The sequence below is a fragment of the Nocardia higoensis NBRC 100133 genome, assembly GCF_000308595.1.
Taxonomy (GTDB): Bacteria; Actinomycetota; Actinomycetes; order Mycobacteriales; family Mycobacteriaceae; genus Nocardia; species Nocardia higoensis.
Genome location: NZ_BAGA01000175.1, coordinates 15,181 through 27,677, shown reverse-complemented (window position 1 = coordinate 27,677; position 12,497 = coordinate 15,181). Strand labels below are relative to the sequence as shown.

The following is a 12,497-nucleotide window of genomic DNA, read 5'->3' as shown; positions in this document are numbered from 1 at the left end:
ATCATGAACTGGCCGGCCCGGAACCGTTCCGCGGCGCCGTCGACGGGTTCGAGCGTCAGTGTGGTGGTGTCGGCCGTCTGCGAGGTGCGGTCGGTGACCCGGTACCGGAGCATGGTGTCGGCGTTCACGGCCGGCTCCGTTCCCCATCGGTTCGGAGTGCCCGGCCCCGCTCGTCCTCGCCGGGGTTGCGGTAGAGATCGAGCAGCCGGGCCCTGGTGGCCTGCAGCCGATCCAGCAACGCCGCGAACAGCGTCAGGGTCAGCGCGAATCCGAACCGGGGGTCCGCGTGCGCGGCCTCGAGCAGCCTCACGGCGTCGAATTCGACGGCGTCGACGGATTCGGCCGTCCGCGCGCCGAAGTGCCACCGGTGCGGGGGCACCAGCCAGGACCAGCCGAGCAGGTCGCCGCTGCCCAGGGTCTGGATCACCACATAGCCCCGGCCGGGCACCGGGGTGTCCAGCAGTATCGCGCCGCGGCGGATCAGCCAGCACCGGTCGGCGGGTTGCCCTTCCACGAGCAGTCGCCGATCCGGCGGAAGGTGCACGTCCTGCCCTATCCCGGCGAGTATGGCGAGGTCCGTGTGGCTCAGCGAGGCCAGCCGGGGGGACTCGGCCAGCTCGTCAGCGGTCGTCATCGCCGGTGGTTGCCGTCGTCGGGAGGTGTTCGGCGGCGGAGGAGCCGTCGCCTGCGGTCTCGCCGGCCAGTTCGGCGAGACTGGCCACTTCCGCGGTGATGTCGATCCCGGCCGGGCACCAGGCGATGCACCGCCCGCAGCCCACGCATCCGGACGTGCCGAACTGGTCGTACCAGGTGCTCAGCTTGTGGCTGATCCACTGCCGGTACCGGCTCTCTCCGGACTGCCGCACGCTGCCACCGTGCAGGTAGGAGAAGTCCAGTTCGAAGCACGACGCCCAGCGCTCCCACCGTTCGGCGTGGTCTCCGGTGAGATCGGTGACGTCCTCGTAGGTGGTGCAGAAGCAGGTGGGGCACACCATGGTGCAGTTCGCGCAGGTGAGGCAGCGGCTCGCCACGTCCTGCCAGTGCGGTGACTCCCGCGAATCCCGCAGCAGCGCACGCAGATCGACCTCGGGCATGGCCCGGCCCATACGGCCCGCGGCCGCCGATACCGCCGCTCGCGCCGCGTCGAGCTGTGCGACGGTGGCCACGGCGGCGGGCACGACCTCGTCGAGGACGCTCGCACCCTCCTCGCTGCCGATGTCGACCACGAACCGGTGCCCGGCCTCGTCGATCTGCTCGGTCAACGCCAGGTCGTATCCCGGCGACACCTCGGGCCCGGTGCCCATGGACGCGCAGAAACACACGCCGCTCGGCTCGGTGCAGTTGACCGCGACGACGAACAGACCGCGGCGGCGAGCCGGGGAATCGGCCGGTGCGCCTGCCCCGTCGAGCACCCGGCCCAGGACCGAGATCGCGGCGAGATCGCAGCCTCGCACGCCGAGGAAGGCATATGGCGGTGCTGTGTCGTCGACAGGAACGGCCGCCAGGTCGGCGTCGATGTCGTACACCTTGCGGCGGGGCGGAAGCAGGAACTGCTTCCACGATCCCGGTCCGGCCGAATGTGCGAACACCGCGTCGTCGTCGCGGCGGTGCACCCGGTAGCGGCCCGGTTCGGCTTCGATGCCCCAACCGTCGGGCAGTTGCGCGCCGGAGGCGAGTTCGTCCAAGACGATGGCTCCCTCGCGCAATTGCGGCCCGACGACCCGATAACCACGCCCGCCGAGCACAGCGACCAAGCGGTCCAAGCCCGCGCGGTCTATGATCTCGCTGTCGCCAGGAATCATGTGGTCCTCGGTTCGTCGGCCGAAGCTGTCGATCCGCCACCAGTCTGCTCTGCCGGTGCGGCGGTGGGCAGGGGCGAAAGTCCTCGGACCGGGGTCCGAGTGCCGCTGTCACCTGTGTCGGCCCCGTGCCACCGTGAAAGAGCGACATATCGGCCGTCCGGCCTGGGCGACGGCCACTGGTCCTCGGCGTGGTGCAGGGCGCGGAACTGTCGATGTCCGGCTGCGCGGACCGAGAGTGGGAGCGGTATGGACGTCGAAGTGCGGCAGCACGGCCAGACGGGCATCGTCGACCCCCGTGAACCGGTCGCGGCGCTGCTCCGCGATCTACGGACGACGCCCCAGGGGCTCACCGGCCGGGAAGCCGCGCGTCGCCTGCAGGTGTACGGCGCCAACGAGCTGCCGCAGCGGCGCGGCGGAAACCTCTGGTCGGCGCTGGCCAGACAGCTGGTGCATCCGCTTGCCCTGCTGCTGTGGGGCGCGGCCGGGCTCGCGGCGGTCTCGGGTTCACCGGTATTGAGCGCGGCGATCGTGGTCGTGGTGATTCTCAATGCGACGCTGGCCTTCTGGCAGGAGAACCAGGCCGAGCACGCGGTGGAGGCGCTCGGGCGGTTCCTGCCTCAGCAGGTGTGGGCGCTGCGCGACGGCGAACGCAGCCGTATCCCCGTGCCCGAGGTGGTGCGCGGTGACGTGCTGTTGCTGGAGGAAGGCGAGCGGATCCCCGCCGACGCCAGGCTCGTCGCGGGCACGGTCGAGGTCGACATGTCGGCGCTCACCGGTGAGTCGGTGCCGGTGACCCGCAGCATAGACCTGGTCGACACCGCGGACCGCGCGGTGGACTCGCCTGCGCTCGTCTTCAGCGGCACCCTGTGCACCGGCGGCGCGGCTCGCGCGGTGGTGCACGGTACCGGGGTCCACACCGAACTCGGCCGCATCGCCGCGCTGTCGCAACGTGTTCCACGCGAGCCGAGTCCGCTGGAACGCCAGGTCCGCCGGGTCGCGTGGTTGATCGCCGCGGTCGCGGTCGGCGTCGCGGCGGCCTTCTTGCCGCTGGGGCTGCTGGCTGGGCTGACCCCCGCCGCGGCCTTCCTGTTCGCCATCGGGCTGCTGGTGGCCAATGTTCCCGAGGGCCTGCTGCCGACCATCACGCTCGCGCTCGCCGCGGGCGTGCGATCGATGGCCCGCCGCGGCGCGGTGGTGCGGCGGCTGTCCGCGGTCGAGACGCTCGGCTCGACCACGGTGATCTGCACCGACAAGACCGGCACCCTGACCACGAACGCCATGACCGTTGTCGATCCCACCCCGCGGGATCCGCAGCTGGCCGAAGCGGCGGCCTGGTGCTGCACCGCCGAGATCGGGGCACACGAGTCCGGCGACCCGATGGAGATCGCGCTGTTGCGCTACGCCGAGGAGCTGGGTGTGGGCGTCAGCGCCGACCGCCGCCGCACCGACCGCCTCGCGCTGTATCCGTTCGATCCCGGCCGCAAACGCATGTCCAGTGTCGATGAGATCGGCGGCAGCCCGGTCGTCCACGTCAAGGGCGCTCCGGAATCGGTGCTGCCGCTGTGCGTCGCAGACCGGTCGGGGCCGCTGACCGGCGAGGACCGTGCCCGGCTGCTCGCCGAGGCCGAGCAGGTCGCGGCCGGTGGCCTGCGGATACTGGCGGTGGCGCACCGGGTCTGCGATCACGTGCCCGCGCAGCACCAGGCGGAGGGCGACCTCGTCTTCCTCGGCACGATCGCCATGCTCGACCCGCCCCGGCCCGAGGTTCCCGCGGCCGTGGCGGCGGTGCACCGGGCAGGCATCCGGGTCCATGTGATCACCGGTGACAACGGGCGCACCGCCGCCGAGATCGCCCGTCGCGTCGGGATCGGCGTCGACCGGGTGATCGACGCCGCCACGGTCGACACGTTGTCCGACACCGAGCTCGACGCGCTGCTGGCCGAGCCGGTGGAGACGGTCTTCGCCCGCGCGACTCCGGAGATCAAGCTGCGCATCGCCGACGCCTTGCGCCAGAACGGTGAGGTCGTCGCGATGACCGGCGACGGTGTGAACGACGCGCCCGCGCTGCGGCGGGCCGATATCGGCGTCGCGATGGGGCGCGGGGGCACCGATGTCGCCCGCGAGGCCGCCACCCTGGTGCTCACCGACGACAATTTCGCCACCATCGCTGTCGGCATCGAAGAAGGCAGGCGGGTCTTCGACAACGTCCGCAAATTCGTGCTCTACATCTTCGCCCATGCGGTACCCGAGATCGTGCCGTTCCTGGTTTTCGCATTGTCCGGAGGCGCGATTCCGCTGCCGTTGACAGTGTTGCAGATCCTCGCGATCGATCTCGGCACCGAGACGCTGCCCGCCTTGGCGCTCGGTCGGGAGCCTGCCGAGCCGGGCCTGATGGACCGGCCGCCGCGCCCGCGTGGCGAGGGCGTCATCACGGGGCGAATGCTCGTGCGCGCCTGGGCGGTCCTCGGTGTCGTGTCGGCGATTCTGGTGCTCGCCGGCTTCTTCGCCGTCCTGCTGTCGGCGGGCTGGGGGCCCGGTGACGAGGTGGGGGAGGGCGCGCCACTGCACCACGTCTACCTGCAGGCCACCACGATCACCTTCGTCGGCATCGTCGCCTGCCAGCTGGGGACCGCCTTCGCGGCGCGCACCACCCGGGCGTCGCTGGCAGCCATCGGACCGACCAGCAACCGGCTGTTGCTCGGCGGGTGCGCCTTCGAGATCGCGTTCACCGCGGCGCTGATCACGGTCGCGCCGCTGCAGGAACTGTTCGGCACGGCCATGCCCGAGGGATGGATGCTCGCGATGGTGCTGCCGTTCCCCGTGGTGGTGTGGGGCGTGGACGAATGGATGCGCTACCGCGCCCGGCGTGCCGCGAGCAGGTCCCCGGACTGAAGCCCGTGCGGGCCGGGTCAGCCGCGGCCGAGCAGCAGGCAGCCGGCCAGCGGACCGCCGCCCGCCGAGACCACGGCGACCTCGTGCTTGCCCTGTAGCTGCCGGCCACCCGCCCGGCCCTGCAGTTGCAGGACGGCCTCGTGCAGGAAGCCGAGCCCGTGCAGACGCCCGCCGGACAGCTGTCCGCCCTGGGTGTCCAGCGGCAGCGCGCCGTCGCGGGCGATGGTGCGGCCTTCGTCGAGGAACGCGCCGACCTCGCCGCGCTCGCAGAAGCCGAGCGCCTCCAGCCAGATCAGGGTCAGGAAACTGAATCCGTCGTAGAGTTCGCCGAAGTCGACGTCGGCCGGGGTCAGGTCGGTGCGCGACCACATCATCGCGGCGGCGTCGTGCGCGGCCATGGTGTCGAGGTCGGCGCGACCGAACCAGGTGGGCGAATCGTGCAGCGCGCCACCGGAAGCGAGGATGCGCACCGGCGGACGGCGCAGATCGCCCGCGGTGTCCGCGGCGCTGATCACGACGGCGGTGCAGCCGTCGACGGGGATGTCGCAGTCGAGCAGGCACAGCGGGTCCGAGACCGTACGCGCGGCGAAATAGTCGTCCAGCGTCAACGGTTCGCGCAGCACGGCCGCCTCGTTGAGGGCGGCATTGGCGCGGTTGTTGATCGCGATCCGGGCCAGATCGGCGCGCGTGGTGCCGAACAGTTCCATATGCCTGCGGGCGAGCAGCGCGACCCACACCGCCGCCGAGGTCGCGTAGTAGGGCGCCAGCAGTGCGGTCGAACCGGAAACGCGGCCGCCGCCGGTCCCCGACTGCGACGGGCGCCTGCCGGACCTGCGGACGCTCGCCTCGGTGACCACGCGGAAACACACGACATGGCGGGCGAATCCGGCATGCACGGCGGCGATCGCGTTCAGCACCTGCGCCAGCTGTCCCGGCCCTTCCGGTCCGCCGCAGTACCAGTCCAGTTCCAGGCCGAGCGCCTGCTGCACCTCGGCCACCCCGACACCGGAGAAACCGGGCATGTGGTCGGCGCGGCCGGGCCAGGTGGCCACGCCGTCGATATCGCCGAGAGTCAGTCCCGCGTCGGCGACCGCGTTCTTGATCGCTTCCAGCGCCAGCGACAGCGCCGACCGGTCGAGTCCGCGTCCGACGGCGGAAGAGCCGACGCCGGACACCACGGCCGAGTCCTCGGCGTGCGCGCTCATACGTTCCTCTCCTGATTTCCGGCTTCCGGTCCCGAGGGATCCGGGGCCGCGAGTCGCTGTGCGCTCGGTCGTTCGCTGTCGCTGCGCCACGGCCCGGCGGCGGCCAGTGTGGCCTGCGGCAGGGCGACATCGTCGGCGACCTGCTCGAAGACGATCTTCAGCGGGGCGCCGACGTACAGTCCCTCCGTCGTGCGGACCATGTTCCCCTCGGCGTCCAGCAGATCGGTCAGCAGGCGCAGGTCGTCCTGCTCGGCGAGAGCCAGCAGCACCACCACGAACGGCACCGCCATCCCCGGCAGCCACGGCTGGACGTTGAGCGTCCACGACAGCAGCCGGGCGTCGCCGCTCACCGGCTCGGGAACCGGTCCGTCGGCGTGACAGTGCCTGCACACCGGGGCCGGCGGCAGGAGCCACCGGCGGCACGAACCGCAGCGCAGCACGGACCAGCCCTGCGCCGAGCCCGACCAGTGGTGACGGTTGTCGTCGGTGACCAGCGGCAGCGGCCGGACGGGGCTCACGGAGTCCACTCGAGCGGGAGTTCCACCAGCCCGGAGACCGAGCCGACGTGGTCCTCGACGACCGCACCGGCCGGAATCCGGTAGTCCGGAATCCGCTTGTGCCACTCCTCGATCACGATCTCGAGCTCGACCCGCGCCAGATGCGATCCGAGGCAGCGATGCTTGCCCGCGCCGAACGCGATGTGCCGGTTGGGCTTACGCCCGAAGACGACCGTGGCGGCATCCTCGAACTCGGCCGGGTCGCGATTGGCCGCGGCGGTCGCGAGCACGACGCGATCGCCCGCCTTGACCGGGCAGCCGCCGATCTCCACATCGGTGGTGACGACCCGGCTGGTGTTGACGACCGAGTACGAGCGCAGCATTTCCTCGGTCACGTCGCGGGCGCTCACCGTGCCCGCGGCGACCGCGGCCCGGTGTTCGGGATGGGTCGCCAGGTGCCGGAAGGTGTAGCCGAGGGCATTGGCGACGGTGTCCAGGCCCGCCATGTAGAGCTGGAACGACATCGCCAGCGCTTCGTCGGTGGTGAGTGTGCGGCCACTGGGCAGCGGCGCGCTGACCAGGGTGGTGAGCAGATCGTCCTTCGGTTCGCGCCTGCGGCTGTCGAGCATCTCGCCCAGATAGCCCATGATCTGGGCCCGGACCCCGTAGCGGATGGAGTAGTCGGGGTCGTCCTCGGCCTTGGTGTGCATGAGGGTGTCCACCCAGGCGAGCAGGCGCGGCGCGTCCTCCAGCGGCATGCCCATCAGGGTGAGGAAGACCCGGGTGGGCAGATCCTTGGCGAAGCCGGCCACGAAGTCGAGGTGGCCCTGCCCGGCGAAGGCGTCGATGAGTTCGCCGCACTGCCTGCGGATGTCGTCGGCCATGTCCTGAGCGACCTTGGGGGCGAAGAACGGCGCGACCAGGGTGCGGTACTCGGCGTGCAGCGGAGGATCGACCTCGACGGGGATCCACGGCTTCTTGGCCGCGGCCATCTCCGCCGATTCGAAGGCTTCCACCGAACGGCTGGAGAAGGTCTGCCAGTCCTGGAAGGCTGCACGCACGTCGTCGTAATCGAGCAGGTACCAGACCGGGCGCGGTGCGGCGGTCCGGTTGACCCGGACCGGGCAGCTGTCGCGCAGTTCGTCCCATCGGGCGAACTGATCGGCGCGCATGTCGTCGTCCGTTCGATGGTCGAACGTCGTCTCGAAGGGGGCGGCCGGTGGTGCGGTCTCGGTCATCAGGTTCGACCTCGCAGTCCGATGTGACGTGATTCTGTGACGTGAATTCACCGCCAAAGTTACCACCCTTCCTCGCTTACCTAGTTAGCCTTCTGGAAAACGAGGCGGGCGCCATCCGCGCCGTCGCCGGAAAGGTGGGCTCATCCCATGGAACTGCATCTCGACAAGGCCAAGTGCGTCGGGCACGCCCAGTGCTTCGCGGCTTCCCCCCGACTCTTCCCGCTCGACGACGAGGGCTACAGCGCCCTCGCCGACACCGTGGTGGACCAGGCGGATCTCGCCGAGGCCGAGGAAGGCGTCGACGCCTGCCCGGAACGGGCGCTCGTTCTGCGGAAGTGACTGCGGAAGCCCGGCGAGAGACGGGCGTCACATGGTATACCTGGTGAACCTTGTCCACGCCGCGGTGGGCACGACGAGAGGGCTGCGATATGCGCGTTTTGGTGACCGGCGTCAGTGGACTGGTCGGCCGGACAACGGCTGCCCGGCTGGCTGGAGCCGGACACGAAGTCCTGGGCCTGAGTCGGAGCGCACCGATGGAGATGCCGCGCGGCGTGCGGCATCTGCGGGGTGACATCTGCGACGAGGAACTGCTCGCCCGCGCCTGCGAGGGCGTCGACGCGATCATCCACTGCGCCTTCATGCTCGACGCGCGCGAAGGTCTCGAGGCCATGGAGCGCACCAATGTCGGCGGTACGGCCTCGCTGATCGCCGCGGCCGAGCGGGCGGGGGTGCGCCGGGCGATCTTCCTGTCCTCGGTCACCGTCTACGGCCCTCGCTCGGGCCCCGACGAGCCGCCGCGCACCGAGGCCAGCGGCGCGACCCCGCATCCCGACCAGCCCTACGCGGTGCACAAGCTGGCCTGCGAGCAGCTGTTCGAGAAGTCCTCGCTGTCCACGGCGCTGGTGCGCGCCGCGATCATCCTCGGTCGCGGCACCGACAACCGGCTGCAGGAGAATCTCGCGGCCGCGCGCCACATCACCGCGCGCGGAGCCGAATACCCGTGGCAGATCATCCACCACGACGATGTGGCGCGGTTCCTGCTGCTCGCGGTGACCTCCGACAAGACCGGCGTGGTCAACCTGGCCGCCGACGAACCGGTCGGCCAGGCCGAGATCGCCCGCGTGCTGGAGCGCAAGCTGGTCTCCGTGCCGCCCTCGGCGATGATCGCGGCCGCGAAGGTCGCGGGCAAGCAGCTGCACATCACGGCGGGCGAGGTGGCGTGCGCGCTGCGCATGCCCGTCGCCGATCTGACCGTGCTGCAGAAGGAATGGGGTTTCACCGCCGTCTGGAACGGGCCGGAGACGATCCGCGACACCCGGCTGGCGGTCATCGGCCAGACCACGAGCGGCGGCCGGGTCGTCCCGGCGCGCGGCCGCATCCCGTACCGGCATCAGATCCTGCCCGCCGACGCCGCGCCGCCGGACGGCGCGAAGCTGCAGCACACCGGCCCGGAGGAGATCCGGGGCGAATTCGACACCCCGATCGACCCCAGGTTCCCGGTCTATTCGCAGACCAACCTCGCCGAGGCGCTGCCCGGCCCGTCCACGGCTCTCACGCTCGACGTCCAGGGCAGGGCGCTGCGCGGGACCACCTCGGCGGTCGCCCAGCTGCTCGGCCTGCCGGACGCGCTCGGCGTCGAGGCGGCCGCGCGGTTGCAGGCGGTGCACGCCCATCGCATGTACATCAATGCCTCCGGCACGTACCAGGTTTCGCTGGTCATGCCGGGCACCGACCCCGACGAACTCGCCGCGCAGTTCAGCGGCACGCACGCCGAGGAACTGCCCGGCGGCGCGGCCGCGGTCGCGGGCACCTATGTGCCCGCGCCTGCCTCGGCGCTGAAGAAGGTGCGCTCGACGGCGGGCGTCGGCACCAGGGTGCTCTCGCTGATCCCCTCGGTGGAACGCGATCTCGTCGAGGTCCAGGCCGAAACCGAACGGCTGGAAGGACTGCTCGCCGAGGCCGCGTCGACGAGCGACGAGCGGCTGCAGCAGACCTTGCTGCTCGGCGCGGATCTGCTCGCCTACGCGTGGACGGTGCAGGGTGTGGTGAACCTGCTCGGCGGTGCGGCGTTGTCCGTGGCCTCCGGCGACGGCGACACACAACTCGGCCACGGCGACGACCTGGAGAGCGGCGCGACCCTGCGCGGCGTCCGGCAACTCGCCGCCCAGGCCGCGGCGCGACCGGAACTCATCGCCCTGCTCGCCGACCGCTCACCCGGTCTGCCCGAGCGGGTCCGCGAGCAAGCGCCGGAATTCTGGGCACAGGTCGACAAGGCGCTCGAGCGCTTCGGTCACCGCGGGCCGGCCGAGGCCGAGTTCGACGCGAAATCCTTCTCCGACGACGTGCACGGCTTCCTGGTCACCGTGGGCCGCGCGGCCTCGGCACTCGACGGCAAGGATGTCTCCGAGTCGGAATCCGTCTCCGGCCGTACGGGATTCGCGAAGAAGGTGGCGGCCCGGCTGCTCACACAACGCGAACGAAATCGCGACCGCACCGTCCGCCTGACCTGGATCATGCGCAGGCTCGTGCTCGAACACGGCCGCCGCCTCGTCGCCGCGGGCCGCATCGATCGCCCCGACGACCTGTTCCACCTCACCCTGGCCGAACTGCTCGAGCCGCCGGCGAACGCGAAGGAGACCATCGCCCGCAGGCGGGCCGAACGTTCCCGCCTGGCCGCTCTGCACATGCCGCCGATCTTCGCGACGTCCTGGCAGGCCGCCGACGTGCTCGGCACCTTGCAACCGGGAGAGTCGCTGCAGGGCATCGGCATCTGCGGCGGCAAGACCGTCGGCCGCGCCCGCGTGGTGGAACCCGACACCATCGAAGATCTCGAGCCCGACGAGATCATGATCGCCCACGTCACCGATATCGGCTACACCGCCCTGTTCGCCCATGTCGCGGCCGTGGTCACCGACATCGGCGGCGTCATGTCGCACGCCGCCGTGGTGGCGCGCGAATACGGCGTGCCCTGTGTGGTGGACACCCAGGTCGCCACCTCCCGCGTGGCGACGGGCGCGCTCATCGAGGTCGACGGCACGTCGGGCACGGTCACCGTGCTCGAACCGGCGCCCGGCGCCGCGGTCGGCGAGGACACGGCTGCGGGCGCCGACAGGGCGGCCGCCGGTGACGACACGGCCGCAGCCGGGGAGCTCGCCGCAGCCGGCGTCGGTGCCCCGGCCGACGAGACCGGCGCCCGAGGCGACTCGGAGGCATCGGCCGACGCCGGTGGCGCGTCGACCGGCACGGCTGATGATCCGCAGGAAGTGCCCGCCGGCGCCGAGGCCGCGGGACCGCGGACCGGCTCGGACCGTTGATGGGCGGCACGACGGCGCGGGCTCGCCGCTACCGCGCCGTCGTCTTCGACTGGGCGGGCGTGCTCACCGAACCTCCGCTGACCGGACTGATCCGGTACAACGCGGAACTCGGTCTGCCCGAGGGCGTGCTGCCCGCCTTCGTCCGGGGCGACGAGGAATTCGCGCGGGTCGAACGCGGCGAGACCACGATCAAGGAGTTCCTCGAGGGCGTGTGCGTGCGGGTCGAGAGCGCGCACGGGGTGCGCGTCGACATCCGCGCGCTCGCCGCCGCGATGTCCGCCTCGCGTGGACTACGCCCGGACATGATGGAGCTGGTCGAAGAGCTGAGCAGCGGCTACGACCTGGCCGTGCTGACGAACAATGTGGCCGAGAACAAGTCCCATCTGGCGCACACCCTGCCGCTGGAGCACTTCCGGATGGTGCTCAACTCCGCGGAGCTGGGTCTGCGCAAGCCGGACCCCGAGGTGTATCGGGAGCTACTGCGCAGGCTCGACCGGACTGCGGCCGAAGTCGTCTACATCGACGACTTCGAGGAGAACCTGCCGCCGGCCGAAGACCTCGGCATCACCGTGATCCACTACCGCGACACCGACGCGCTGCGGGAGTCTCTGCGCGGACTGGGAATCGGCTGAATCGAGTCGCAGCGGGCATATTCGAATCGAGCCGCGGCGCCGAGGCCGGGGCTCGATTCGAGTGGTCACTCCATCATGTCGCGGACCTTGGTCTCCTCGCGGCCGGCGAGCAGGGCGGCGTTGGCGTTGTCCATGTGCCTGCGCCAGTGCGCGGCCGCCTCCACCCCGTCGCCCGCTTCGAGTAGCTCGATCAAGCGCCGGTAGGAGCGCAGCAGGCGGTTGTACTGCGGCTTGGGCACGAATTCCTCGAGGATCGCGGCGGCGGTCTGGCGCTCGGCGATCTCGTGGAGCATGCCCGCGATCATGGTGAGCGCCGAATTGCCGGACAGTTCGACCAGGCGCAGGTGCAATCGCGCGGTGGCCTGCGCGAGCGTGCCCGCTTCGTAGGCCGCGGGAATGTCGTCCTCGACCATGGCCCGCAGGGTGGCGAAGGCTTCGGTGTCGCCGGAGGTCGCGAGCATCTCGACCGCGGCGGGCTCGATGACCGCGCGAGCTGCCAGCACATCGGCCACGGGCGCGCCCCACAGTTCGAGCAGTAGCGCGGCGGGCCGGGCGACGATCTCGGGGCCGGGCACGCGGACCCGTGCGCCGGTGCGGGAGCCGCGCCGCACCTCCACCAGCCGCTCGGATTCGAGCACCCGGACCGCTTCGCGTAGGGTTGGCCTACTGACCTGGAAGTGCGTCATCAGCTCGGCCTCGTGTGGCAGGAAATCGCCGTCCTGCAGCTGTCCGTCGACGATCATCCTGCGCAGTGTGCGCGCGACGAGTTCGGCGGTCTTGGGGGAGCGCACCGCGCCGGAGGACGCTCGCGGCATGGACATCGGCGCTAGTCGTGCGGGCCTGCTCAAGAGAACCTCCTATGGTGCGTACCTGGTCGCCAGCCCACCCCAGACCTGAACAAGTTCAACCGAGTAACC

The 12,497-nt window shown here is 71.0% G+C and carries 10 protein-coding genes; 4 read left to right on the top strand and 6 right to left on the bottom strand.

What is annotated here, in order from left to right; genetic code table 11:
• Positions 1-124: 124 nt before the first annotated feature.
• A complete protein-coding gene (locus ON26_RS28340) occupies positions 125-634 on the bottom strand; it encodes a cyclic nucleotide-binding domain-containing protein (protein WP_051027791.1) in 510 nt (169 codons plus the stop codon).
• Positions 621-1,802, bottom strand: coding sequence for a 4Fe-4S dicluster domain-containing protein (locus ON26_RS28335; protein WP_083884420.1), 1,182 nt, complete (start codon positions 1,800-1,802; stop codon positions 621-623). Before ON26_RS28335 ends, ON26_RS28340 begins: the two co-directional genes overlap by 14 nt.
• 246 nt (positions 1,803-2,048) lie before the next feature.
• Between ON26_RS28335 and ON26_RS28330 the strand changes: the two genes are divergently transcribed.
• Positions 2,049-4,694, top strand: a complete 2,646-nt coding sequence (locus ON26_RS28330; RefSeq protein WP_040800920.1) for a cation-translocating P-type ATPase — start codon at positions 2,049-2,051, stop codon at positions 4,692-4,694.
• 17 nt (positions 4,695-4,711) lie between these two features.
• On the opposite strand, the gene ON26_RS28325 is transcribed toward ON26_RS28330, so the two are convergent.
• The 3 genes from ON26_RS28325 to ON26_RS28315 are packed head-to-tail and all read right to left on the bottom strand — an operon-like array spanning position 4,712 to position 7,634.
• Complete coding sequence (locus ON26_RS28325) at positions 4,712-5,899, bottom strand: thiolase family protein (RefSeq protein WP_040800919.1); 1,188 nt, start codon at positions 5,897-5,899, stop codon at positions 4,712-4,714.
• Positions 5,896-6,417, bottom strand: coding sequence for a Zn-ribbon domain-containing OB-fold protein (locus ON26_RS28320; RefSeq protein ID WP_218000646.1), 522 nt, complete (start codon positions 6,415-6,417; stop codon positions 5,896-5,898). Before ON26_RS28320 ends, ON26_RS28325 begins: the two co-directional genes overlap by 4 nt.
• The gene (locus ON26_RS28315; protein ID WP_051027787.1) at positions 6,414-7,634 is read right to left on the bottom strand and encodes a cytochrome P450; all 1,221 of its coding nucleotides are present in this window, start codon (positions 7,632-7,634) and stop codon (positions 6,414-6,416) included. Before ON26_RS28315 ends, ON26_RS28320 begins: the two co-directional genes overlap by 4 nt.
• A 147-nt stretch (positions 7,635-7,781) precedes the next feature.
• Between ON26_RS28315 and ON26_RS28310 the strand changes: the two genes are divergently transcribed.
• The 3 genes from ON26_RS28310 to ON26_RS28300 all read left to right on the top strand — a co-directional run bounded on the left by ON26_RS28310 (position 7,782) and on the right by ON26_RS28300 (position 11,580).
• Positions 7,782-7,973 carry a ferredoxin gene (locus tag ON26_RS28310; RefSeq protein WP_040800918.1) on the top strand — a complete coding sequence of 64 codons (192 nt, stop codon included), beginning with the start codon at positions 7,782-7,784 and terminating at the stop codon, positions 7,971-7,973.
• 89 nt (positions 7,974-8,062) lie between these two features.
• Positions 8,063-10,948, top strand: a complete 2,886-nt coding sequence (locus tag ON26_RS28305; RefSeq protein WP_083884419.1) for an NAD-dependent epimerase/dehydratase family protein — start codon at positions 8,063-8,065, stop codon at positions 10,946-10,948.
• Positions 10,948-11,580: an HAD family hydrolase gene (locus ON26_RS28300; RefSeq protein WP_040800916.1), complete on the top strand. Its 633-nt coding sequence runs from the start codon at positions 10,948-10,950 to the stop codon at positions 11,578-11,580. The genes ON26_RS28305 and ON26_RS28300 overlap by 1 nt, the downstream gene beginning before the upstream one ends.
• A 65-nt stretch (positions 11,581-11,645) precedes the next feature.
• On the opposite strand, the gene ON26_RS28295 is transcribed toward ON26_RS28300, so the two are convergent.
• A complete protein-coding gene (locus tag ON26_RS28295) occupies positions 11,646-12,428 on the bottom strand; it encodes a FadR/GntR family transcriptional regulator (RefSeq protein ID WP_040800915.1) in 783 nt (260 codons plus the stop codon).
• Positions 12,429-12,497: the final 69 nt, after the last annotated feature.

Bases quoted from the DNA above. Each gene is read 5' to 3' on its own strand.
- ON26_RS28315 (WP_051027787.1), bottom strand. From the start codon at position 7,634: ATGACCGAGACCGCACCACCGGCCGCCCCCTTCGAGACGACGTTCGAC.
- ON26_RS28325 (WP_040800919.1), bottom strand. From the start codon at position 5,899: ATGAGCGCGCACGCCGAGGACTCGGCCGTGGTGTCCGGCGTCGGCTCT.
- ON26_RS28340 (WP_051027791.1), bottom strand. From the start codon at position 634: ATGACGACCGCTGACGAGCTGGCCGAGTCCCCCCGGCTGGCCTCGCTG.
- ON26_RS28300 (WP_040800916.1), top strand. From the start codon at position 10,948: ATGGGCGGCACGACGGCGCGGGCTCGCCGCTACCGCGCCGTCGTCTTC.
- ON26_RS28335 (WP_083884420.1), bottom strand. From the start codon at position 1,802: ATGATTCCTGGCGACAGCGAGATCATAGACCGCGCGGGCTTGGACCGC.
- ON26_RS28330 (WP_040800920.1), top strand. From the start codon at position 2,049: ATGGACGTCGAAGTGCGGCAGCACGGCCAGACGGGCATCGTCGACCCC.
- ON26_RS28305 (WP_083884419.1), top strand. From the start codon at position 8,063: ATGCGCGTTTTGGTGACCGGCGTCAGTGGACTGGTCGGCCGGACAACG.
- ON26_RS28310 (WP_040800918.1), top strand. From the start codon at position 7,782: ATGGAACTGCATCTCGACAAGGCCAAGTGCGTCGGGCACGCCCAGTGC.